Origin of the sequence: Nonomuraea gerenzanensis (genome assembly GCF_020215645.1) — a bacterium.
Classification (GTDB): Bacteria; Actinomycetota; Actinomycetes; order Streptosporangiales; family Streptosporangiaceae; genus Nonomuraea; species Nonomuraea gerenzanensis.
Map to the genome: position 1 here is coordinate 1,385,248 of NZ_CP084058.1, position 20,701 is coordinate 1,405,948.

Here is a 20,701-nt window from a genome sequence, read left to right on the forward strand (position 1 = left end):
TATTTCCCTCCAAGGTCGGGTGAGGGTGCGACTCGGAGAGCTGCGTTGCCCGTGAGGGGCGACTTTCAGATCAGCAACGGCGGCCACGGTTGATGCATGAGACGACGAACTGCATCAGCCGGTCGGGCATCACGTTGGCGAAGTCCGCGTGGTCGGTGACCGGGTTGTGCTTCTGTTCCGGGAAGGCGTCCAAGGCGAAGGACGGACCCTGCGGCACGGAGTACGTGAGGGTCATGCGGAGCTGCGGAATCGCCCTGGTGCCCTGCGGACAGGCGCCGCCCTGGCCGGGGAAGACCACGTGCGTGCGGTGATTGGCGCTGTCGGTGTTCTGACCGTCCCAGCAGCTGGGGAAGTCCAGGATACGAACGACCTGGCTGCCGCGCGGGCAAAGCGGATATTTATCGGTAGTTATGCGATTTTGGAATCCCGTGCAGGTCCAGGCCGCCTTGGCGTTGGCCCCGCCGTTCGTCGCGGCCTTGGCGTCGCCGGTGATCAGCCTGAGGAACCTCGGCATGGCCACGACCCTCGAGCTGGGGTTGCCGCGGAACTCCAGGGACACGGCGCGGGCCCGCAGCACCTGGCCGACGTTGCCGTCCGGGTCACTGGCGTTCGCGTCCGACCTGCGGTCCCTGAGGACCGGCCAGAAGTAGGTGGACAGGTCGCCCCGCTGGCAGGTCGTCCCCGCGGCGGCGAGGCTCTCGTCGGTGGAGAAGGCGTCCGTCGACAGGTTGCCCACGTAGTCGTGCAGGTGGTGCGCACCGTTGCTCACACCCGGCGCGACGATGAAGTTGTCCGGGTTGTTGTGGCCGTTCTGGTTGGTCCCGCAGCGGGAGACGAACGTGCCGCGCGAGCCGTTCCTGTTGAAGCGCACGTTGTTGTTCACCCGCCCGACCTGCCGGATGTCGACGAAGTCCTCGGGGAACGGGCCCAGGTCGGCGCACTGCTCCTCCTCGCCGCCCGTCGCGGTGGGCGAGGGCGAGGCCGAGCCGGTGGGCGAGGCGGTGGGCGAGGCGGTGGGGCTCTGGGTCTGGCTGGGGCTCGGGGTGGGGGTGCGGGTGGACTGGTTGCCGCCGCGGCGGCGCCCGAAGGTGTTCGCCGTCTCCTCCGGCGCGGCCTCGGGGTTGTCGGCCTCGGTGTTGCCGGCGTCAGGGTCGGCGGCGTCGCCGGTGCCGTTGTCGCCGGTGCCGTTGTCGCCGGTGCCGTCGGGGGACTGGGCCGGGTCGAGCAGCGCGATGCCGCCGCCCTGGGGAGCCTGCTGGTCGTCGCCCTGCTGGTCGCCGTTCTGGCCGGTGCCCTGCTGGTCGTTCTGCTGGTCGTTCTGCTGCTGGTCGTTCTGCTGGTTGTTCTGGTCGGTCTGCTGGTCCTGTTGCTGTCCCTGCTGGTCCTGATCCTGTTGCTGGCCCTGGTCCTGGTTCTGGTCCTGGTTGCGGTTCTGGTTCGGCTGCTGGGTCTGGCTCGCCTGAGGTGACTGGGTGGCCTCCGCCGGATCGCAGTGGTCGGCCAGAACCGGGCCGACGCCGATGACGGCCGCGGACACCAGGCCGCTCGCCACCACCGCCAGGGTGGTCACGGCCGCGGCCATGCGTCTGGATCTCATGATGTGTGTCTCCTCTTTTCAACCGCCAGTGCGACGGGTGGAGCGGGTGAGGGCGTCGGGGGTTCGGGCAACTGGCTGTGATCGACCAGACCGGTGGATTCGAGGTAACCCATGTGGCGCATCACGTAGTTGATGCCTTCCTGGGCGAACTTCCTGATCTCGGCGTTGCGCGTCCCGGACCGTACGCCCGCCACGACGGTGAAGACCTTGCCGTGCGCGGCACGCAACAGGTTCGCGAAGTCCTTGTCGAAGGCCGGCCCGCTCTCCGCCGCGAGCTGGGCCATCCAGCTCTGCTGGTCGGCGTTGGGCTCGTCGGGCAGTGCCACGCCGAGCTTCTTCGCGGTCTGGCGGGTGATCAGGTCGAGCTCCATGTGCTCTTCCATGATCAGCTTGCCGACTTCCTTCACACGCTGGGACTCGGCGCGGGTCTGGGCGTACTCGCCGACGGGCATCTCCCAGAGGCCCGCCTGACGTACCTTGATCAGCAGATCGCGATCAGCGGCCGTGAGCGGCCCTGATGAGGTCTGCGTCCACTGGGCGGCCGCGGGATCGATCGCCGGCGGCATGACCAGCGCGATCGTCACGGCGGCGGCAACCACGAAGCCGCCGAGCATGAACAACTCGCCGCGCAAAAGCCTGTGCATGGTCGGAGGTACGCGGCCGTCTCGGTCCAGGTTCACGCATGGCCGGGAATAGTTAGAAATGACTGGAGTTATCGGAGTGGCTACCGCTTGGATAACGAAGGTGTAAAGATGTGCCCCGTGCTAGGTCACCTCGACGGCAGGTTCGAGAGTGCGGATGCCGAGGCGGAGCATCGCATCGCGGTGCTTTACCAGGAGTTCGGCGGCCCTCTGCTGCGCCACGTACGCAAATCAACAGGTAACGACCTTCAGTGGGCTGAAGACGTCGTGCAGGAGACGATCGTCAGAGCTTGGCGTAACTCGGCAAGACTGCAATGGGAACCGAGCCTCATCTGGGCGTGGCTGCTGACAGTGGCCCGTCGCATAGTCATTGATGGTCGTCGGCGGAAGAGTGTCCGGCCGCAGGAGGTCGAGCCACCTGAAGTCGACATGATGTCGGTGCCCGATGGATCGGAGCGCGCCTTATCGGCGATGGTCGTCGCGGACGCGCTGCGGTCCCTGTCTGAAGAACACCGCGAAGTCATTGAGCAGACCTACCTTCGAGACCGTACGATAAGTGAAGCGGCGGAGATTCTGGGGATCCCGCCGGGCACGGTGAAGTCCCGGCTCTACTACGGCATCCGGGCTCTCCGTGAGCTGCTGCGGGACAAGGGGGTAGCCGGCTGATGCATGACGGGGTGGCCGCCTACGTCCTCGGCGTCCTCGATGATGAGGAGCATGAGGCCTTCGAACGCCACCTCGACTCGTGTGAGCAGTGCCAGGCGGAGCTGATTGAGCTGGCCGAGCTGCCGGAACAGCTCGACGAGCTCAAGCACGACCCCTCCTCGACTTCCGGCGACGATCCCCCGATGTCGATGTCACGTTGACGTCTGTCCCCTTTTCGGGTGGTATCGATTAGGTAAGGCGTTGCGCCCGGCTCCGCGTGGCCGGGCGGTCAGGGGGAGGTGTTCGGTGGGCATCGACGGTGATGCTTCCGGTCCCCCGCGCCGGCAGTTCGGCGAGGAAGGCGGTCGGCTGTCGTACGGCGGCTACCTCTGCCTGCCCGAGCTGCTCGCCCAGCAGCAGCCGCAGTCGCAGGCACCCGACGAGCTGCTCTTCATCACCATCCACCAGGTCTACGAGCTGTGGTTCAAGCTGCTGCTCCACGAGCTGGAGAGCGCGCGCGAGGCGATGTTCGAGGGCGAGCTGTGGAAGGCCAGGCACCTGTTCAAACGGGTGCACGCGGTCGAGCGGGTGCTGATCGAGCAGGTCGAGGTCCTGGAGACGATGACGCCTCAGGACTTCATGGAGTTCCGCGCCAAGCTGGCGCCCGCCAGCGGGTTCCAGTCGGTGCAGTTCCGGGAGCTGGAGTTCCTGTCAGGGCTGCGCGACGAGCGGTATCTCGGCTCGTTCCGGCACGTCTCGGAGGAGGAACTGGCCCGGCTGCGCCGCAGGCTGGCCGAGCCCACGCTGTGGGATGCTTATCTGACAGCCCTCTCCCGGCGTGGCCTGCCGGTCTCCGACGACGAGATCATGGCCTCGCTGCTGGCCGTGGCGAGAAACCGCGGGTCCTACGACGACCTGTGGCAACTGGCCGAAGACCTGCTGACGCACGACGAGACCGCCGCGTTGTGGCGGATGCGTCATGTCCAGATGGTCGAACGCCAGATCGGCACCAAGTCGGGCACAGGCGGCTCGACCGGCGCCCCCTACCTGCGCGGTAGAACCCGCCTGCACTACTTCCCGCTGCTGTGGGAACTTAGGGCCTGGCTATGAACACGTTGGCAAACCCTCACAAAGGAGTGAGAGCGATATGCCGCTCGACGAGGCCAAGGATGAGCTGCTCCAGCGAGCCGCCGAGAGCTGCGCGGTGGGCAGTGACCATGTGAGCCCCGAGGAGGCCCTGTCCTTCCTGCGCTTCTACTACCGGCATGTCGCACCGGAGGACCTGCTCGACCGCAACCCCGTTGACGTCTACGGACCCGCGATGTCCCAGCGGCAGCTCGCCGAGGTGCGCCCCCAGGGCAGGGCCGTGGTGCGGGCCTACACCCCGACGCTGGACGAGAACGGCTGGGACCCGGGCCACTCGGTGGTCGAGGTGGTCACCGACGACATGCCGTTCCTGGTCGACTCGGTCACGATGGAGCTCGACCGGCACGACCTCGGCGTGCACCTGGTGGTCCACCCCCAGATGAGGGTGCGCCGCGACATGACGGGCCGGATGCTCGGCCGCGGCCAGGAGGACGTCACCGGCCAGATGCTGGTGGAGTCGTGGATCCACATCGAGATCGACCGCCAGTCCGACCCCGGGGCGCTCAAGGCGATCGAGGCCGACCTGCAGCGGGTGCTCACCGACGTGCGCCACTCGGTCGAGGACTTCAGGAAGATGCGGGCGCTGGCCGTCCAGACCGCCGAAGACCTGAGCATGAACCCGCCGCCGCTGGAGCCCGCGGAGGTCGAGGACAGCATCGACCTGCTGCGCTGGCTCGCCGACGGGCACTTCACCTTCCTCGGCTACCGCGAGTACCGCCTGGAGGACACCGACGAGGGCGAGACGTTGCGCGCGCTGCCCGGGGCCGCGCTGGGCATCCTGCGCGACGACAAGGTGGGCTCGGGGAGCTTCGCCGCACTGCCCGCCGAGGTGCGGGCCAAGGCGCGCGAGAAGCAGCTCATGATCATCACCAAGGCCAACTCCAGGGCCACCGTGCACCGGGCCACCTATCTCGACTACATCGGGGTCAAGCTGTTCTCGCCGGAGGGCGAGGTGATCGGGGAGCGGCGCTTCCTCGGCCTGTTCACCCACGTGGCCTACAACGAGTCGATCTCCCGCATCCCCGTGCTGCGGCGCAAGCTGGCCGGCGTGCTGAACGAGGCCGGGCTGGCCCCCGACAGCCACGACGGCAAGGACCTGATCGAGATCCTCGAGACCTTCCCCCGCGACGAGCTGTTCCAGACCTCGGTCGACCAGCTCCTGCCGATCGCGATGGGCGTGCTGCGGCTGCGCGAGCGCAAGCAGGTCAAGCTGTTCCTGCGGCGCGACGACTACGGCCGCTACATCTCCTGCCTGATCTACCTGCCGCGCGACCGCTACACCACCAAGGTGCGGCTGAAGATGCAGGAGGTGCTGCTCAAGGCCCTCGGCGGCAAGTCGCTCGACTACAGCGCGATGATCGGCGAGTCGGTGCTGGCCCGGCTGCACGTGGTCGTCAGGGGCGAGCGGGGCACCCCGCTGCCGCCGCCGAGCGTGGACGTGGAGGAGCTGGAGGCGCGCCTGGCCGCCCTCACCCGCTCCTGGGAGGACGACCTGGCCACCGCGCTGACCGAGATGACCTCCGAGGAGGAGGCCCCCACGCTCATCAGGCGCTACGCCTCCGCCTTCCCCGAGGGCTACAAGGCCGACTTCCCGCCCAAGGTGGCCGTGGTCGACCTGCGGCGGCTGGAGCAGCTCGTCGAGGCGGGCGACGGCGAGCAGGTCGGGATCAACCTCTACGAGCCGTACGACGCGGCGGAGGGCGAGCGGCGGCTGAAGATCTACAAGGTCGGCTCGCCCATCTCGCTGTCCCAGGCGCTGCCGCTGATCCAGCGGCTGGGCGTGGAGGTCGTGGACGAGCGCCCGTACGAGGTGGACCGCGACAACGACCCCGGCACCAAGAACGCCTGGATCTACGACTTCGGCCTGCGTTACACGCCCTCCGAGGAGGTCGACAGGAACGACTTCAAGCGGCTCTTCCAGGACGGCCTGGCCGCCCTGTGGCAGGGGCGGGTGCAGGACGACGACTTCAACGCGCTGATCCTGCGGGCCGGGCTCACCTGGGAGCAGGTGGAGATCCTGCGGGTCTACGCCAAGTACCTGCGCCAGGCGGGCAGCACGTTCTCCCAGCCCTACATGGAGCGGGTGCTGCGCGACAACGTGCGGGTGGCGCGGCTGCTCGTGCGGCTCTTCGAGGCCAAGCTCGACCCGCGGCGCGGCGAGGACGTGCGGGTGGACCTCGTGGAGGCGCTCAACGAGGAGATCCTGCGGTCGCTGGACGAGGTGGCCTCGCTGGACGAGGACCGCATCCTGCGGGCGTACCTGGAGATGATTCAGGCGACATTGCGCACCAACTACTTCCAAACGGTGGATGGAGCGCGTAAACCGTACATATCTCTCAAATTCGACCCGCAGGCCATCAGCGTGCTGCCGTTGCCGCGGCCGAAGTTCGAGATATTCGTGTACTCGCCCCGGGTCGAGGGTGTGCATCTGCGCTTCGGGAAAGTGGCGCGCGGCGGGTTGCGGTGGTCGGATCGGATGGAGGACTTCCGTACGGAGATTCTCGGCCTGGTCAAAGCACAGATGGTGAAAAATACCGTTATTGTGCCGACTGGGTCCAAGGGCGGATTTGTTGTAAAGCGTCCGCCCACGTCCGGTTCACGGGAGGATCTGCTCGCCGAGGGCGTGGCCTGCTACCGGATGTTCATCTCCGGGCTGCTCGACATCACCGACAACCTCGTGGACGGCAAGGTCGTGCCGCCGCCCGACGTGGTCAGGCACGACGGCGACGACACCTACCTCGTGGTCGCAGCCGACAAGGGCACCGCCACCTTCTCCGACATCGCCAACAGCGTGGCCAAGGAGTACGGCTTCTGGCTGGGCGACGCCTTCGCCTCCGGCGGCTCCGTCGGCTACGACCACAAGGCCATGGGCATCACCGCCCGCGGCGCCTGGGAGTCGGTCAAGTACCACTTCCGTACCATGGGCGTGGACGTCCAGAGCACCGACTTCACCGTGGCCGGCATCGGCGACATGTCGGGCGACGTGTTCGGCAACGGCATGCTGCTGTCCAGGCACATCCGGCTCGTCGCCGCGTTCGACCACCGGCACATCTTCGTGGACCCCACGCCCGACGCGGAAAGCTCGTTCGCGGAGCGGCAGCGGCTGTTCGAGCTGCCGCGCAGCTCGTGGGAGGACTACGACGCCAAGCTGATCTCCGCGGGCGGCGGCGTCTTCCCGCGCACGGCCAAGTCCGTCCAGATCACGCCCCAGATGCGCGAGGCGCTCGGCATCCCGTCCGGCGTCGCGTCCCTGGCGCCGAACGACCTGATCAGCGCCATCCTGCGGGCCCCGGTGGACCTGCTCTGGAACGGCGGCATCGGCACCTACGTCAAGGCGGGCAGCGAGTCCCACTCCGACGTGGGCGACAAGGCCAACGACGCGCTCCGGGTGAACGCCGCCGAGCTGCGCTGCAAGGTCATCGGCGAGGGCGGCAACCTGGGCTTCACGCAGCTCGCCCGGATCGAGTTCGCGCTGAACGGCGGGCTGGTCAACACCGACTTCATCGACAACTCGGCCGGGGTGGACACCTCCGACCACGAGGTGAACATCAAGATCCTGCTCGACCAGGTCGTCCGCGACGGCGAGCTGACCGACAAGCAGCGCAACCAGGTCTTCACCTCGATGACCGACGAGGTGGCCGACCTCGTGCTGCGCGACAACCACGCGCAGAACGTGGTCCTCGACGCCGCCCGCACGCAGGCCGTCGAGATGCTCCACATCCACGCCCGCTACCTGCGCAAGCTGGAGCGCGACGGGCTGGTCAACCGGGAGCTGGAGTTCCTGCCCTCGGACAAGACGCTGGCCGAGCGGCGCCAGGCCAGGCTGGGGCTGACCGCGCCGGAGTTCTCCGTGCTGCTGGCCTACACCAAGCTGGTGGCCGACGCCGAGCTGCTCGCCTCCGACCTGCCCGACGACCCGTACCTGGCCTCGTGGCTGGTGTCCTACTTCCCGTCGGCGCTGCCCGAGCGGTTCCGCACGTACATGGACGAGCACCCGCTGCGGCGCGAGATCATCACCACCTGCGTGGTGAACGAGCTGGTCAACTCGGCGGGCACCACCTTCATGTTCCGCTTCGGCGAGGAGACCGGCGCCTCGACGCCCGACATCGTGCGGGCGTACCTGGTGGCGCGGGAGGTCTTCGACCTGCCCGACTTCTACCGGGCCGTGGAGGAGCTGGACAACAAGATCGACACGGGCACGCAGATCGCCATGCTGCTGGAGGCCCGCAAGCTGGTCGAGCGCGGCGCCCGGTGGCTGCTGGTCAACCGCCGGCCGCCGCTGGACCTGGCCGGGTCCGTGAGCTTCTTCGTCAAGGGCGTCAACGGGCTGCTCATGCACATCCCCAAGCTGCTGACCGGGCCCGACCTGGCGGCCTACGAGGAGCGGCGCGACGCGTTCGTGGCGCGGGGGGTGCCGCTGGAGCTGGCCGAGCGGGTGGCCGGGATGGTGCCGGCGTACTCGACGCTGGACCTGGTGGAGATCTCGTCGCTGACGGAACGGCCGGTCAGCGAGGTCGCCGAGGTCTACTTCGACCTGGCCGACCGGCTGCAGCTCGCCCGGCTGCGGGAGCGGGTCATCTCGCTGCCCCGCGACAACCGGTGGAACTCGATCGCCCGGTCCGCGCTGCGGGACGACCTCTACGCGGCGCACGCCTCGCTCACCCGGAACGTGCTGGCCCACAGCAAGCCGGGGCTGCCTCCCGAGGAGCGGCTGGCCCGGTGGTCGGAGGCCAACTCGGCGGCGGTGTCGCGGGCGCGCCAGACGTTGTCGGAGATCTGGGAGAGCGACAACTTCGACCTCGCCACGCTGTCGGTCGCGTTGCGTGCGATCCGTACGCTGGTGTCGGCCAGCAACCTCCCGCACACGGAGGCCTGACCCGGTACGCCCCGCCCAGGCGGGCGGGGCGTTCACCAGCCCTCGTTCACCAGCCCGCGTTCACCAGTCCTCCTGTGCCGCCGCCTCCCGCGCCCGGCCCGCCAGCTCCTCCCGGTCCACCCCCGCCAGGGCGAGCGCCCGGGGGACGGTGCCGACCTCGGCCTCCAGCAGGCCGAGCAGGAGGTGCGCGGGCCGCAGGTCACGCTTGCGCGCGGCGTGCGCGAAGCCGCGTTCGAGGGCGAGCCGGGCCGAGGCCCCCACGCCCGGCCGGCGCTCGGGGTCGGGGCTCGGCCGGGGCAGGCCGAACGCGGCGGGGGAGACGCCGACGGCGCTCAGGCTGTGCTCGAACTCCCGGTCGAGCGCCGCCCTGATCGCCGCGCGGTCGAGCCCCGCCTCGGCCAGGACCGCGTGGCCCGCCGCGCCCTGCTCGGCGGCGATGCCCAGCAGGAGGTGGTGAGCGTCGATCGTGGCCGACCCGTCCGCGCGCGCCTCGGCCGTGCCCCGCTCCAGGACCGCGTTGATGTAGTGGTCGATCGTGCTCACGTGCGCCTCCTCAGCGTGACCCCGGCCGCGATGAGCCGCTTGGCGTGCTTCTTGTGGACCGCCTGGCGGGTGATGCCCAGCGCCTCGGCGACCTGCGGCCAGCTCCATCCCGCCCGCATCGCCTGCTCGACCGCGGAGTCCTCCAGCTGGTCGGCCAGGCGGCGAAGCGCCACCACGGCCGCGAGCGCGTCGGCGGGATCCTGGGGAGCGGGGACGTCCGGCATGTAGGCAACCGTAGTTGACTAATGCGGGACGGTCAACGAGGCGGTCACTGGCCGGAGGCGCCCGTGAGTGCCCCGTCGTGGGCGATCACGGTGGCCGCGGCGGGGGCCGTGAGCGGGGGGACCGTGGTCGCGTACTGGTGGACCTCGGTGAGCTTGAGGCTGAGCGGCACGGTCGGGTCGCTGATCAACCAGCTCGCCTGCGCGGGCACGGGGATCATCCGGTAGGTCTTGTCCAGCACGTTGCGGGTGGTGCTGGTCCGCGAGAGCGAATACTGCATCAGCGCGCCGCCGTCCTGCGTCCGCAGCGCGTAGACCGGGTAGTTGTCGGCGCTGAAGATCGAGTCGTAGCTCAGCTCCCTGCGCTTGGCGTCGGTGCGCGACTTGGCGATCTGCTCGGCCACCACGGTGGTGTACGGCCCGGGCGCCAGCAGCCCCGCCGTGACCCCGGACTTGCCGGTCTCGGCCACGCTGGCGTGCACGGGGCCGATGAACTGCGGGCTGATCGTGACGGTCTTGTCGTCAGGCGCCACCGCCGTGGCGTAACCGTCGGTGTCCAGCTTGATCTCCGGGAGCGTCTGGCCAGGCAGCAGCTCGGCTGCGGAGCTGAGCCGCCAGCCGTCGGCGCCGGACTTGGCGAAGGTCAGCAGCGTGGGCCGGCCGTCGCGCGTCGCCAGGGCGCTGAACCAGAGCGCGGTCACCCCGCTGACGAACCTGGGCACGTACAGCGTGGGCGGGCCCCACTGGTGGCGCGGCGGCGCGAAGTCGCTGGACAGGAACGCGGCCCGGGTGAGCGGCCACTGCCCGCCCGTCGTGATGTCCTGCACCTGCAGCAGCCGGCCCTGGAGCGGGCTGTCGCGCCGCAGCCGGTCGTCGGTCTGGGTGAAGGCGGTGAACTCGCCGCCCGCCTCCACGAGGGTCACGGCGGGCTGCTCGGCCGAGGGCGAGGGACTCGCCGGGGCGGCGGCGGGGCTGGAAGACGACGGCGGGGCATCGCTCGTGCAGGCGGTCACCGCGGCGAGCAGGCCGGCGGCGAGCGCCAGCATCACTCGCCGACCGTATGCACGCACCTCGCCATGTTATTCGGGCCCGCGAGGGTCGCGTACCCTTGGGAGACGTGGCAGGCATCGATCCGGCAGAAGAGATCAACGAGCTCCGGGGCACGCTCCGCAGCATCCAGGACGTGCTCGACCTCGACGCGATGCGCAAGCAGATCGCGGAGCTGGAGCAGCAGGTTGCCGCGCCCGACCTCTGGGACGACCCTGAGCAGGCCCAGAAGGTCACCAGCAAGCTCTCCCACCTCCAGGGTGAGCTCAACCGCGTGGACGGCGTCGCGCGCCGCCTGGAGGACCTCACGGTCCTGTACGAGCTGGCGGCCGAGGAGGGCGACGACGACACGCGCGCAGAGGCCGACAAGGAGCTCGAGGGGCTGAAGGGCGACATCGGCGCGCTGGAGGTGCGCACGCTGCTCTCGGGCGAGTACGACGCCCGCGAGGCGCTCGTCACCATCAACTCCCAGGCGGGCGGCGTAGACGCGGCCGACTGGGCCGAGATGCTGCTGCGCATGTATCTGCGCTACGCCGAGCGCAAGGGCTACGCCACCGAGGTCTACGACACCTCCTACGCGGAGGAGGCCGGCATCAAGTCGGCCACGTTCACGATCAAGGCGCCCTACGCGTACGGCACGCTGCGCGGCGAGCACGGCACCCACCGGCTGGTCCGCATCAGCCCGTTCGACAACCAGGGGCGGCGGCAGACCTCGTTCGCGGGCGTCGACATCGTGCCGGTCGTCGAGCAGACCGACCACATCGACATCAACGAGGACGAGATCCGCGTCGACGTCTACCGCTCCAGCGGCCCCGGCGGCCAGGGCGTCAACACCACCGACTCGGCCGTGCGCATCACGCACCTGCCGAGCGGCATCGTGGTCTCCTGCCAGAACGAGCGCTCACAGCTGCAGAACCGCGCGACGGCCATGAACGTCCTTCAGGCCAAGCTGCTGGAGCGCAAGCGGCAGGAGGAGGCCGAGAAGATGTCGGAGCTGCGCGGCGCCTCCACCACCTCCTGGGGCACGCAGATCCGCAACTACGTGCTGCACCCGTACCAGATCGTCAAGGACCTGCGCACGGGCACGGAGGCGGGCAACCCGTCGGCGGTGCTCGACGGCGACCTCGACGAGTTCATCGAGTCGGAGATCCGCTGGATGCGGCGCCAGGAGTCGGGCGCCGAGTAGGGGGCCGGGCCGAAGAGGGGTCGGGTCAGGCGCCGAGCAGGTGCTGGGCCGCGAGGGTCAGCAGCAGCAGGGCGACGAGGAGCAGGGCGATGAGGGCGGGTGACAACCCGGCGAAGCCGTGGTTGTGCATCCGCTCCCTGTTGGCGCGGCAGACGGGGCAGCGCCCCTCGACCACGGGGTGAGCGCACTGCGCGCATACGAGGTGTTCACAACTCATGACAGCCCCAAGTCTAGCCGCACAATCGTTTTGTTTCCGTTATGGACGTTCCATGCCAGTCTTCCCCCTAGACTGTCGTCTGGCCAATCGGAACGTCGATCATCAGTAAAGTCAACGCCCCCGATCGGCCGGTGGCGGGAAGTGGGCATGTGCCACCCTCGCTTCCGTCCTGACCCCTAGACTGGCATGCCGTGATGCTCTCGTGATCCATTTCGATAATGTCACCAAGGTCTACGCGAACCAGAACCGGCCCGCCCTCGACCACGTATCCGTTGACGTGGACAAGGGCGAGTTCGTGTTCCTCGTCGGTCCCTCGGGATCAGGCAAGTCGACGTTCCTGCGTCTGATCCTGAAGGAGGAGCGGCCCAACTCCGGCGCGATCCACGTCGCCGGCAAGGACCTGGCCCGCCTCTCCAACTTCAAGGTGCCGCACCTGCGCCGCCGCATCGGCTGCGTCTTCCAGGACTTCAGGCTGCTCCCGAACAAGAACGTCTACGAGAACGTGGCGTTCGCCCTCGAGGTCATCGGCAAGCCACGGCGGTTCATCCGCAAGGTGGTGCCCGAGGTCGTCGAGCTGGTCGGCCTGGAGGGCAAGGCCCACCGCATGCCCGACGAGCTGTCCGGCGGCGAGCAGCAGCGCGTCGCCATGGCCCGCGCGTTCGTCAACAGGCCGATGATCCTGCTGGCCGACGAGCCCACGGGCAACATCGACCCCGCGACGAGCATCGGCATCATGAAGGTGCTCGACCGCATCAACAGGACTGGCACCACGGTCGTCATGGCCACGCACGACGCGGCCATCGTCGACTCCATGCGCAAGCGTGTCGTGGAGCTGGAGGACGGCAAGATCGTCCGTGACCAGTCGCGTGGCGTGTACGGCCAGGCGTACTGACAGGGAGCTGCAGACAAGACATGCGGGCGAATTTCATCTTCTCCGAGGTCTGGATCGGCCTCCGTCGCAACCTGACCATGACGATCGCCGTTGTCATCACCGTGGCGGTCAGCATGGCGCTCCTGGGCGTCGGCCTGATGATCAACAGCCAGGTCGGGCTGATGAACGGCTACTGGGCCGACAAGGTCGAAATCTCGGTCTTCCTCTGTAAGAAGGGGACGGCCATGCCGGCCTGCAACGGCAAGGCGATCACGCCCGCGCAGACCAAGGCCCTCCAGGAGCACATCCAGCAGACCCCCGGCGTCAAGGGCGTGCTCTTCGAGGACGAGGCCGCCGCGTACGAGAACTTCAAGCAGTCGTTCTCGTCCAACAAGGCCCTCGTCGACGCCACCAAGGTCGAGGATCTGCCCCAGTCGTTCAGGATCAGCCTGGAGGACCCCGACAACTACCAGCCCGTCATCGACGCCATGAAGGGCCAGCCCGGCGTGGCGCAGGTGATGGACCAGAAGCAGCTCATCTCCCCGTTCTTCAGCCTGCTCAACACGCTGGCCTTCGCCGCGCTCGCGGTGGCCGTCGTGCTGGTGCTGGCGGCCGCCCTGCTGATCGGCAACACGGTGCGGCTGTCGGCGTTCAACCGGCGCAGGGAGACGGGCATCATGCGGCTGGTGGGCGCCTCCAACCTCTACATCCAGCTCCCCTTCGTCATGGAGGGCGTCATCGCCGGCCTGGTCGGCGGGGTGTTCGCCGCGGTCATCCTGATCCTGGCGAAGGTGTTCCTGTTCGACGAGGTCGTCAAGTTCTTCGGCACGGGGCTCGGCTGGAACGACCTGGCTCAGACGATCACGCTCACCATGGTCATCGGCGTCGTGATCTGTATCCTGGCCTCGTTCGTGACGCTGCGCCGCTACCTCAGGGTGTAGGGGTGCGCTTGGGTCGTGACCGCCCCGGTCGCCGGTAAAGTCGAAGCATGCCACGTGAGACCGGGCGGAAGGTCATCGCCCAGAACAAACGTGCTCGGCACGACTACCACGTCGAGGACACTTTCGAGGCGGGTCTCGTGCTGCAGGGCACCGAGGTCAAGTCGCTACGCGAGGGCCGCGCCTCGCTCGCCGACGGCTACGCCAGCATCGACGGCAACGAAGCGTGGCTGCTCAACGTCCACATTCCCGAATACTCACAGGGCACGTGGACCAACCACGCGGCGCGCCGCAAGCGCAAGCTGCTGCTGCACCGCAAGGAGATCGACAAGCTCGCCGCCGCGACGAAGGAGGGCGGGCTGACGATCGTGCCGCTGACGCTCTACTTCAAGGACGGCAGGGCCAAGGTCGAGATCGCCGTGGCCCGGGGCAAGAAAGACTGGGACAAGCGGCAGGCGCTGGCGGAGCAGCAGGCCAAGCGGGAGATGGCCCGGGCAATGCGGCACCGCAACCGATGAGAGTGTGACACCGCAACCGATGAGACGCGCCCGCCGCACCTTGGCCGCGACCGTCACCCTGGCGGTCGCGAGCACCACGCTGACCGGCTGCTTCGAGGAGCCGTCACCGCACGACGCGGTGCGCGACTTCCTCGTGGGCTGGCAGACGGAGGACTACGACCTGGCCGCAGGCCGCACCGACGGCGACGTGGCGACGGTGCGCCAGGCGCTGGCCGACGCCAAGCTGCAGCTCGACGCGGCCTCGTTCCGCTTCAAGATCACCAGCATCGGCGTGACCGGCGAGGAGTCCAAGGCCGACTTCCACGCCGAGGTCGATCTGGGCGAGAACAACCCCCTGTGGCAGTACGAAGGCGTGTTGCCGCTGCACCTGGTCGACGGCAGCTGGAAGGTGCGCTGGTCGCCCTCGGTGCTGCACCCGCAGCTCAAGGAGGGGCAGCGGTTCGCGGTCGCGACCGAGCCCAGGCCGCGCCAGCCGGTGGTCGACAGGGACGACGACCCGCTGCAGAGCGACACCGTGCTCTACGTCGCGGGCGTGCACCCCAACGAGCTCGGCAGCAGGGCCGAGGAGGTCGTCGCCAAGCTGTCGGAGGTCACCGGCTACGCCCAGGACCGGTTGCTGAGCCGGGTCAGGTCCTCGCCGCCCGACGACTTCGTGCAGCTCGTCACGTTCGGGCGCTCGCGTTACCTGTCGATGCAGTCGAAGCTGGCGGCCATCGACGGGCTGGAGGTGCGGCCGCAGAAGCAGCCCGTCGAGCCCGACGCGCCGCGCCAGCTCGTCGGCAACGTCAGCGCGCTCACGCCCGAGACCGAGCAGAAGCTCGGCGGCCCCCAGCGGGCCGGCGACTCGGTGGGCCGCAACGGCCTGCAGCAGGCCTACCAGAACTACCTGACGGGCTCCACCGAGACCAAGGTGATCACCCTCGACCTCAAGACCGGCCAGCAGGTCGCACAGCTCAAGGAGTGGCCGGGCCGGCAGAACGTCTCGGTCAAGACGACGATCGACCGGGTCACCCAGTCCGCGGCGGAGCGGGCGGTGGCCGACACCGGCACCAGCGCGCTGGTGGCGGTGCAGCGCGACACCGGCGAGATCCTCGCGGTCAGCACCAAGGGCCTGCACCAGGAGCGCGACGCGCTGGCCGGCAAGTTCCCCGCCGGCACGGCGTTCTCCATCGTGGCCGCCGACGCGCTGCTGAAGAAGGGCGTCAGCACCAAGCAGAAGCTGGCCTGCCCGCAGGAGCGCACGGTGGGCGGCGCCAAGTTCGTCTACGCCGGGCAGTCCACGGGCGTCACGACGTCGGCCACCCTCCAGGAGAACTTCGCCAGGGGCTGCGTGACCGCGCTGGCCTCGCTGGCCCGCCGGGTCACGGCCGACGAGCTGGAGCGCAGTGCCAAGGCGCTCGGCGTGGAGCAGCCGTGGCGGCTGCCGCTGAAGTCGTTCAGCGGGTCGCTGCCCGCGCTGCCCGGCGACGCCGACAAGGCCAAGGCCATCGCGGGCCAGAACGTCCAGATGAGCCCGCTCAGCATGGCGCTGGTGGCGGCGGCGGTGGGCTCGGGCACGTGGCGCCCGCCGGTGCTGGTCACCTCGCCGAAGTCACCCGACCCGGCCGCCGAGACCACCCCGGCCGTCCAGCCGGCCCCCGTGCCGATGGACCCGAAGGTGCGCGCGGCGCTGGTGGGCATGATGCGGGCCGGCGCGGCCGGCACGCCCGCCCAGGCGGGCAAGGGCCGCGTCTACGGGGTCAGGGCCTCCGCGGACGGCCAGCAGGGCTGGTTCGTCGGCTGGCAGGGCGACGTGGCCGTCGCGGTGCTGACGAAGAACTACGACCCCGCGGCCGTGGCCGGCACCTTCTTCGCGGGGCTGCGCGACCCGGCGTGAAATTGTCGTGACGCGGAGCAACCATCCGGGGGTCCGGTTGCGTCTTTCTTAGTGACTGGGCCCGCTCGGGGGGTTGCGGTCCCAGTCGCCGTGATGAGATCAGGACTTCATCTCGGGGGAAGTCCTGCCGTCCGGACCGGCTCGACCCTGCCGGTCGGCCCCCGGGAGTGCGTGCCTTTGCGCCGCGCTCCCGGGGGTTTCGCCGTCCCCCCAGCTACATGGGGAATTAAGTTGGCGTTGAGGGTGTTGTCCCATGTACATTCATCAATGCGCGAGCCTCGTCCCCGGACGAGGGCGTGTTGATAACTGCACAGGGGGTGACTGGCTTCGACTTTGACCTTGCAAGCCAGGTGAAGCGGGCCGAGGACTGCGGACATAACCTCGTTAATCCTGTGACCGCGAACTATAAGTGCCAATTCCAAGAGCACTGTGGCTGCCAGGGACTCCCTGGCGCTCGCTGCCTAAGTAGCGAAACCACTGTCAGCCCGGGAGTGCCTTCGGCCCGGTGTCTGGCATCGCTAGAAGGCTCAACCGATCAACCCGGCCACGGGGGCGATCGGGAAATCAAACAGTGGCTGAGCCCGTCGGCGACTCGCCTGCGTGATCGCCGGGGCTGAGAAAAACACAGCAGGCTGCGCCCGGAGAAGCCCTGACTTGGGGTTGAAGGACGCGGGTTCGATTCCCGCCACCTCCACCATTCAAGACCGCCTCTTACCTGCGGAAACGCCGCAGGTAGGGGCGGTTTTCGGCGTTTGCGGCCCCGTTTCCGGTGGAACCGCCGGTGAACCGTGGGCGAACTTTCAAGATCAGCTCCGGGGAGCGCCGCCCCCTTCTGGTTGGATCTCCATGGCCGGAATTTGCCATCGAGCATGACCGAAAGTGAGGAGCCCATGGCGTCCCCGGACGAGGCCGACTTCCTGGACCGGTTCGCCGAGCTGCGGGAGGTCGCGACGGCGGCCGGCGGCCTGGTCAAGGTCGAGGTCGACGGCACCAGCGACCTGGTGGGGCTGGTGATCGACCCCAGGGCGATGCGGCTGGCGTCCGAGGAGCTGGCCGCCGCTGTCAGGGAGGCGTTCGGGCGGGCCCGTGCCGCCGCCCAGGAGCGGGCCATGCAGGCCGTCCCCGACGTGCTGCGCCAGGAGACGCCGGAGCTGACCGCCATGCTGCGCGACATCGAGGCCGACGCCCGCGGCAACATGAACGAGATCCTCCTGGCCGCGAACGAGCTGACCGCCCGGCTGGACCGGCTGATGCGGCAGGGGAATCAGCGATGAATGCGGACGGCAGCGGGATCAGGGTCGTCCACGGCAGCCGGGCCGTGTCCGCGGGCCGGCTCAGGGACCAGGCGGACGAGCTGGAGCGGGCGCTGAGCGGCGCGCTGGGCCGGGCCGGGTACGCGGGCGGCGCCGGAGCGGCCCCCGAGCGGCCGGGGGCGCAGTTCGACGTCGAGTTCGCCGGGCTGACCGAGCTGGTGCGGGGCGCGTTCGACGCCACGGCGCGGACGCTGCGCGACCATGCCGCCAAGAACGAGCTGTCGGAGCAGAACTACGCGCGGGCCGAGCAGGCCGGGCTGGAGTCGGCCGAGCGCGTACGAACCGGGCTGGAGGAGCTTTGAGCTGGGAGCTGCCGCCGGGCCTGCGGACGGTGCACGGGCTGGTCGCCTCGGACGCCCCGTGGCCGCGCGCCGACGAGACCCGGCGCATGGACGGAGCCGGCTCCTGGTTGGACCTCGCCGCCGCCACACAGGGCGGCCAGGCGGAGTCGGCCTCGGCCGTCTCCCAGGTGCGGGCGTCGGGCAACCACAGCGGCGACGTCTCCGTCTTCGAGAGCTCATGGAGCGGCACCGAGGAGCGGATGAGCGACGGGGCGCTGGCCAACGCCCTGGTCGGCACCGGGACGACCGCGGTCGTGGTGTTCCGCACGGTGTGGAAGTACGTCGTCGTGCTGGCGCTCATCGCGCTGCTGCTGTCGATCATCCGGGGGTTCGCGCTCGGCCCGGCGCTGGGCGCGTTCTTCAGCAGGATGCGGATCATGGGGACGCGCAAGGCACTCCAGGCCACCCTGGCCCAGATCGAGCGGAACATCGGCTCGAACGCGGTCGCCGCCCTGCAGCTCGCCAAGCGCATGCTCGCCCGCGGCCTGATCGTGCCGGGCATGCAGACGGTCCTGGTGGCGGCCGAGACGCTCTCGCTCAACCCGTTCGACGACAACTCCCGCGCCCGCGAGGAGGCCGAGCTGGTGCTGAAGCAGACGCCGGAGGGACGGGCGGCGCTCGCCTACGCCGAGGAGCACGGCATCACGACCCTGTACCAGAACGGGCAGAACCAGTACGGCTCCGGCTACAACCGCAACCTCAACGTCATCCAGATCGGCGGCGCCGACTGGTCCACGCCCGAGGCCATGGCGGGGGAGTTCGTCCGGCAGGTCGAGATCGCCAAGAGCCGCTGGGCCCCGAGCCCCCTCGGGATGGACACGGGCGAGTACGCCGAGGCGCGCGGCCGGGAGGAGGAGGCGGCCAACCGGGCGGCCTACCGCTTCGGCGCCCAGCTCGGCTACGAGGAGGACGCCCGCGCCACCTACGGTGCGAACGACTTCACCGGCTACGGCGCCGACGGCGGTGACATCGTCTACGAGCACCGGCAGGGGCTGGAGCGGGCGATCCTCAACGGCCCGTTCAAGCTGTTCAACGACGGACCCCTCGACTACACCCGATAAGCGATCAATCCGCCGCATTGAGTCACGAATCTGCCACTCTGTCACCAATCATTGCTCTACGTGTGCTTAGGTGTTGCTTTGACATTCCTGTGTTCCGGATGGGGTTGAAGCGTGTCAAGGTACGACTGGCGTCACTCGGCGTTCGCGCCGCTGCTGGGGTTGCTGGTGTCCGGGGTGCTGCTGGTGGGCGGGGCGGTGGCCGCCCTGCTGAGGTTCGTGGGCGCGACGACGGCTCCGGCGGCGGCGGAGCTGGTGGTCACGCTCGTCATCGCGGTGTTCCTGACCACGGTGCTGAGGATCGCCAGGGCGGTGCCCGACATCCGGCGGGAGAGCGCCGCGACGGCGCGGGCCGTGGCGAACATCGGGTCGGTGCGGCCGGCCGAGGACACGCTGGTGGCACGGCGGCTCAAGCTGTTCAAGGAGGCGGCGGAGGCCGGGGGCGACTGCGAGGCCGTGCTGAGCGCCCGCTCCGCGCTGGACGACGGCGAGCTGACCAACAAGCACCACCTCGACCACGCGCTCATCTGGGCGCTGCCGGTCTTCGGCTTCATCGGCACCGCGCTGACCATGGCCGCGATGGTGGGCTCGTTCGGCAACGCGCTGGACGGCAAGGGCGACCCGAGCGTGCTGATCGCCGCGCTCAAGCAGTACGTGCTGCCCGAGCTGGCCTCCGCCTTCGGCGTCACGATGATCGCGCTGTTCCTGAGCGTGCTCGCGTTCGGCGCGATGGCCCTGGTCGAGCGGGCCGAGCGGGCCAACGTCGGAGCGGCCGACGAGGTGTTCCTGATCTACCTCGCGCGGCTGCCCGGCAAGGAGGCGGCGCCCGCACAGGCGGGGCTCACCCGCGAGCTGGCCCAGGGGCTGACCAAGGAGCTGTCCCAGGTACAGGGGCTGACCCAGGAGCTGGCCCACTCGCGCGGCAGGACCGAGGAGCTGGTGAAGGGGCTCGACGCGCTGCGCACCGCCGTGGAGCGGCTGACCGCCGCCGAGAGCCGGCCGCAGCGCTACACGCTGGTGAGGGAGCAGTGAGGAAGCGGGCCGCGAGGTCGTTCGCGCCCCCGCTCGACCTGCGTTTCATCGACCTGTTCATGGCCATCGTGCTGGCGCTGTCGTTCGTCGCGATCATGCTGACCGTGGTGACGCGGATGCTGCCGACGGAGCAGGCCGCCTCGCCCCCTCGGCAGCAGCGCAGCGTGGCCCAGCTCGAACGGCAGCTCGCCGCCGCCGAGCAGGCCAGGCGGGAGGCCGAGGCGGAGCTGCGGACCACCCGCGAGCAGATCTCCGAGCAGACCGCCTTCGCCCTGCCCTGGTGGCTGATCGGCTTCTGCGCGCTGCTCGGGGTGCTGGCCGTGTTCATGAACTGGCGGGTGCGGCTGTGGAGGAAGGGCAACCTGCCGCCGTTGTGGAGCTGGGGGCTGGTCACGCTCGTGGTGGCGGTGGTCACGGTGGTGATCAGGTCGCTGAGCGACGGGCAGGGGTACCTGCTGCTGGCGGAGATCCCGTGGTGGGCCGCCGACGTGCTCTGCCTCGGGCTGCTGCTGGTCGCGCACGTGCTGATCTCGGACATCAGGGACCGGCAGGCCACGTTGGGGAAGATCAAGGCACGGGGCCGATAATTCAGACGAACGTCACTCCTGTCACATCTTCCCCGCATACCGTGACAC

Annotated in this window: 20 protein-coding genes and 1 other RNA gene; 15 read left to right on the forward strand and 6 right to left on the reverse strand. The window is 69.2% G+C overall.

Going from position 1 to position 20,701, the window contains the following annotated elements; genetic code table 11:
* Positions 1–70: 70 nt before the first annotated feature.
* Together LCN96_RS06980 and LCN96_RS06985 are read right to left on the reverse strand one after the other, a co-directional pair.
* Positions 71–1,597 (reverse strand): DUF1996 domain-containing protein, encoded by a 1,527-nt coding sequence (locus tag LCN96_RS06980; RefSeq protein WP_225271753.1) that lies wholly within the window; start codon positions 1,595–1,597, stop codon positions 71–73.
* On the reverse strand, positions 1,594–2,241 hold the full coding sequence (locus LCN96_RS06985; RefSeq protein WP_225271754.1) for a DUF4142 domain-containing protein: 648 nt from the start codon (positions 2,239–2,241) through the stop codon (positions 1,594–1,596). Before LCN96_RS06985 ends, LCN96_RS06980 begins: the two co-directional genes overlap by 4 nt.
* Positions 2,242–2,349: 108 nt before the next feature.
* On the opposite strand from LCN96_RS06985, the gene LCN96_RS06990 reads away from it, so the two are divergent.
* The 4 genes from LCN96_RS06990 (at position 2,350) to LCN96_RS07005 (ending at position 8,905) form a co-directional block, all read left to right on the forward strand.
* Entirely contained in the window at positions 2,350–2,904 is a 555-nt protein-coding gene (locus LCN96_RS06990; RefSeq protein ID WP_206067967.1) for a sigma-70 family RNA polymerase sigma factor, read from the forward strand.
* Positions 2,904–3,104 carry a zf-HC2 domain-containing protein gene (locus tag LCN96_RS06995; protein WP_225271755.1) on the forward strand — a complete coding sequence of 67 codons (201 nt, stop codon included), beginning with the start codon at positions 2,904–2,906 and terminating at the stop codon, positions 3,102–3,104. The genes LCN96_RS06990 and LCN96_RS06995 overlap by 1 nt, the downstream gene beginning before the upstream one ends.
* An 85-nt stretch (positions 3,105–3,189) precedes the next feature.
* Complete coding sequence (locus tag LCN96_RS07000; RefSeq protein ID WP_225271756.1) at positions 3,190–3,993, forward strand: tryptophan 2,3-dioxygenase; 804 nt, start codon at positions 3,190–3,192, stop codon at positions 3,991–3,993.
* A gap of 37 nt (positions 3,994–4,030) precedes the next feature.
* A complete protein-coding gene (locus LCN96_RS07005) occupies positions 4,031–8,905 on the forward strand; it encodes an NAD-glutamate dehydrogenase (protein ID WP_225271757.1) in 4,875 nt (1,624 codons plus the stop codon).
* Positions 8,906–8,965: 60 nt separating this feature from the next.
* Here the strand turns inward: LCN96_RS07005 and LCN96_RS07010 are convergent, their stop codons facing one another.
* From LCN96_RS07010 to LCN96_RS07020, 3 genes are read right to left on the reverse strand one after another with little or no spacing between them, the layout of a single operon-like run.
* On the reverse strand, positions 8,966–9,448 hold the full coding sequence (locus tag LCN96_RS07010; protein ID WP_225271758.1) for a Clp protease N-terminal domain-containing protein: 483 nt from the start codon (positions 9,446–9,448) through the stop codon (positions 8,966–8,968).
* Entirely contained in the window at positions 9,445–9,672 is a 228-nt protein-coding gene (locus LCN96_RS07015; RefSeq protein ID WP_225271759.1) for a hypothetical protein, read from the reverse strand. The genes LCN96_RS07010 and LCN96_RS07015 overlap by 4 nt, the downstream gene beginning before the upstream one ends.
* A gap of 44 nt (positions 9,673–9,716) precedes the next feature.
* Entirely contained in the window at positions 9,717–10,739 is a 1,023-nt protein-coding gene (locus LCN96_RS07020) for a hypothetical protein (RefSeq protein ID WP_225271760.1), read from the reverse strand.
* Between the two features lie 47 nt (positions 10,740–10,786).
* Between LCN96_RS07020 and prfB the strand changes: the two genes are divergently transcribed.
* Positions 10,787–11,902, forward strand: a complete 1,116-nt coding sequence (prfB, locus tag LCN96_RS07025; protein WP_225271761.1) for a peptide chain release factor 2 — start codon at positions 10,787–10,789, stop codon at positions 11,900–11,902.
* A 25-nt stretch (positions 11,903–11,927) separates the two neighbouring features.
* On the opposite strand, the gene LCN96_RS07030 is transcribed toward prfB, so the two are convergent.
* Positions 11,928–12,077, reverse strand: a complete 150-nt coding sequence (locus LCN96_RS07030) for a hypothetical protein (protein ID WP_225271762.1) — start codon at positions 12,075–12,077, stop codon at positions 11,928–11,930.
* A 244-nt stretch (positions 12,078–12,321) separates the two neighbouring features.
* Here LCN96_RS07030 and ftsE point away from each other — a divergent pair, with 244 nt between their 5' ends.
* The 10 genes from ftsE to LCN96_RS07080 all read left to right on the forward strand — a co-directional run bounded on the left by ftsE (position 12,322) and on the right by LCN96_RS07080 (position 20,653).
* On the forward strand, positions 12,322–13,011 hold the full coding sequence (gene ftsE / locus LCN96_RS07035) for a cell division ATP-binding protein FtsE (RefSeq protein WP_043620538.1): 690 nt from the start codon (positions 12,322–12,324) through the stop codon (positions 13,009–13,011).
* 20 nt (positions 13,012–13,031) lie between these two features.
* Entirely contained in the window at positions 13,032–13,931 is a 900-nt protein-coding gene (gene ftsX, locus LCN96_RS07040; protein ID WP_225271763.1) for a permease-like cell division protein FtsX, read from the forward strand.
* A 47-nt stretch (positions 13,932–13,978) separates the two neighbouring features.
* Complete coding sequence (smpB, locus tag LCN96_RS07045; protein ID WP_225271764.1) at positions 13,979–14,446, forward strand: SsrA-binding protein SmpB; 468 nt, start codon at positions 13,979–13,981, stop codon at positions 14,444–14,446.
* A 19-nt stretch (positions 14,447–14,465) separates the two neighbouring features.
* Positions 14,466–16,322, forward strand: a complete 1,857-nt coding sequence (locus LCN96_RS07050; protein WP_225271765.1) for a penicillin-binding transpeptidase domain-containing protein — start codon at positions 14,466–14,468, stop codon at positions 16,320–16,322.
* 313 nt (positions 16,323–16,635) lie between these two features.
* Positions 16,636–17,019: a transfer-messenger RNA gene (gene ssrA / locus LCN96_RS07055) on the forward strand.
* Positions 17,020–17,191: 172 nt separating this feature from the next.
* A complete protein-coding gene (locus LCN96_RS07060) occupies positions 17,192–17,596 on the forward strand; it encodes a YbaB/EbfC family nucleoid-associated protein (RefSeq protein WP_225271766.1) in 405 nt (134 codons plus the stop codon).
* Positions 17,593–17,937: a hypothetical protein gene (locus tag LCN96_RS07065; protein ID WP_225271767.1), complete on the forward strand. Its 345-nt coding sequence runs from the start codon at positions 17,593–17,595 to the stop codon at positions 17,935–17,937. The genes LCN96_RS07060 and LCN96_RS07065 overlap by 4 nt, the downstream gene beginning before the upstream one ends.
* A complete protein-coding gene (locus tag LCN96_RS07070) occupies positions 17,934–19,037 on the forward strand; it encodes a hypothetical protein (protein ID WP_225271768.1) in 1,104 nt (367 codons plus the stop codon). The genes LCN96_RS07065 and LCN96_RS07070 overlap by 4 nt, the downstream gene beginning before the upstream one ends.
* Before the next feature lie 111 nt (positions 19,038–19,148).
* Entirely contained in the window at positions 19,149–20,066 is a 918-nt protein-coding gene (locus tag LCN96_RS07075; protein WP_225271769.1) for a hypothetical protein, read from the forward strand.
* A complete protein-coding gene (locus tag LCN96_RS07080; protein WP_225271770.1) occupies positions 20,063–20,653 on the forward strand; it encodes a hypothetical protein in 591 nt (196 codons plus the stop codon). Before LCN96_RS07075 ends, LCN96_RS07080 begins: the two co-directional genes overlap by 4 nt.
* The last annotated feature ends 48 nt before the right edge of the window (positions 20,654–20,701 follow it).

Coding starts and splice junctions, on each gene's coding strand:
- LCN96_RS06990 (WP_206067967.1), top strand. CDS start 2,350: ATGTGCCCCGTGCTAGGTCACCTCGACGGCAGGTTCGAGAGTGCGGAT.
- ftsX (WP_225271763.1), top strand. CDS start 13,032: ATGCGGGCGAATTTCATCTTCTCCGAGGTCTGGATCGGCCTCCGTCGC.
- LCN96_RS07050 (WP_225271765.1), top strand. CDS start 14,466: ATGAGACGCGCCCGCCGCACCTTGGCCGCGACCGTCACCCTGGCGGTC.
- LCN96_RS06980 (WP_225271753.1), bottom strand. CDS start 1,597: ATGAGATCCAGACGCATGGCCGCGGCCGTGACCACCCTGGCGGTGGTG.
- LCN96_RS07005 (WP_225271757.1), top strand. CDS start 4,031: ATGCCGCTCGACGAGGCCAAGGATGAGCTGCTCCAGCGAGCCGCCGAG.
- LCN96_RS06995 (WP_225271755.1), top strand. CDS start 2,904: ATGCATGACGGGGTGGCCGCCTACGTCCTCGGCGTCCTCGATGATGAG.
- LCN96_RS07015 (WP_225271759.1), bottom strand. CDS start 9,672: ATGCCGGACGTCCCCGCTCCCCAGGATCCCGCCGACGCGCTCGCGGCC.
- smpB (WP_225271764.1), top strand. CDS start 13,979: ATGCCACGTGAGACCGGGCGGAAGGTCATCGCCCAGAACAAACGTGCT.
- LCN96_RS06985 (WP_225271754.1), bottom strand. CDS start 2,241: ATGCACAGGCTTTTGCGCGGCGAGTTGTTCATGCTCGGCGGCTTCGTG.
- LCN96_RS07060 (WP_225271766.1), top strand. CDS start 17,192: ATGACCGAAAGTGAGGAGCCCATGGCGTCCCCGGACGAGGCCGACTTC.
- LCN96_RS07065 (WP_225271767.1), top strand. CDS start 17,593: ATGAATGCGGACGGCAGCGGGATCAGGGTCGTCCACGGCAGCCGGGCC.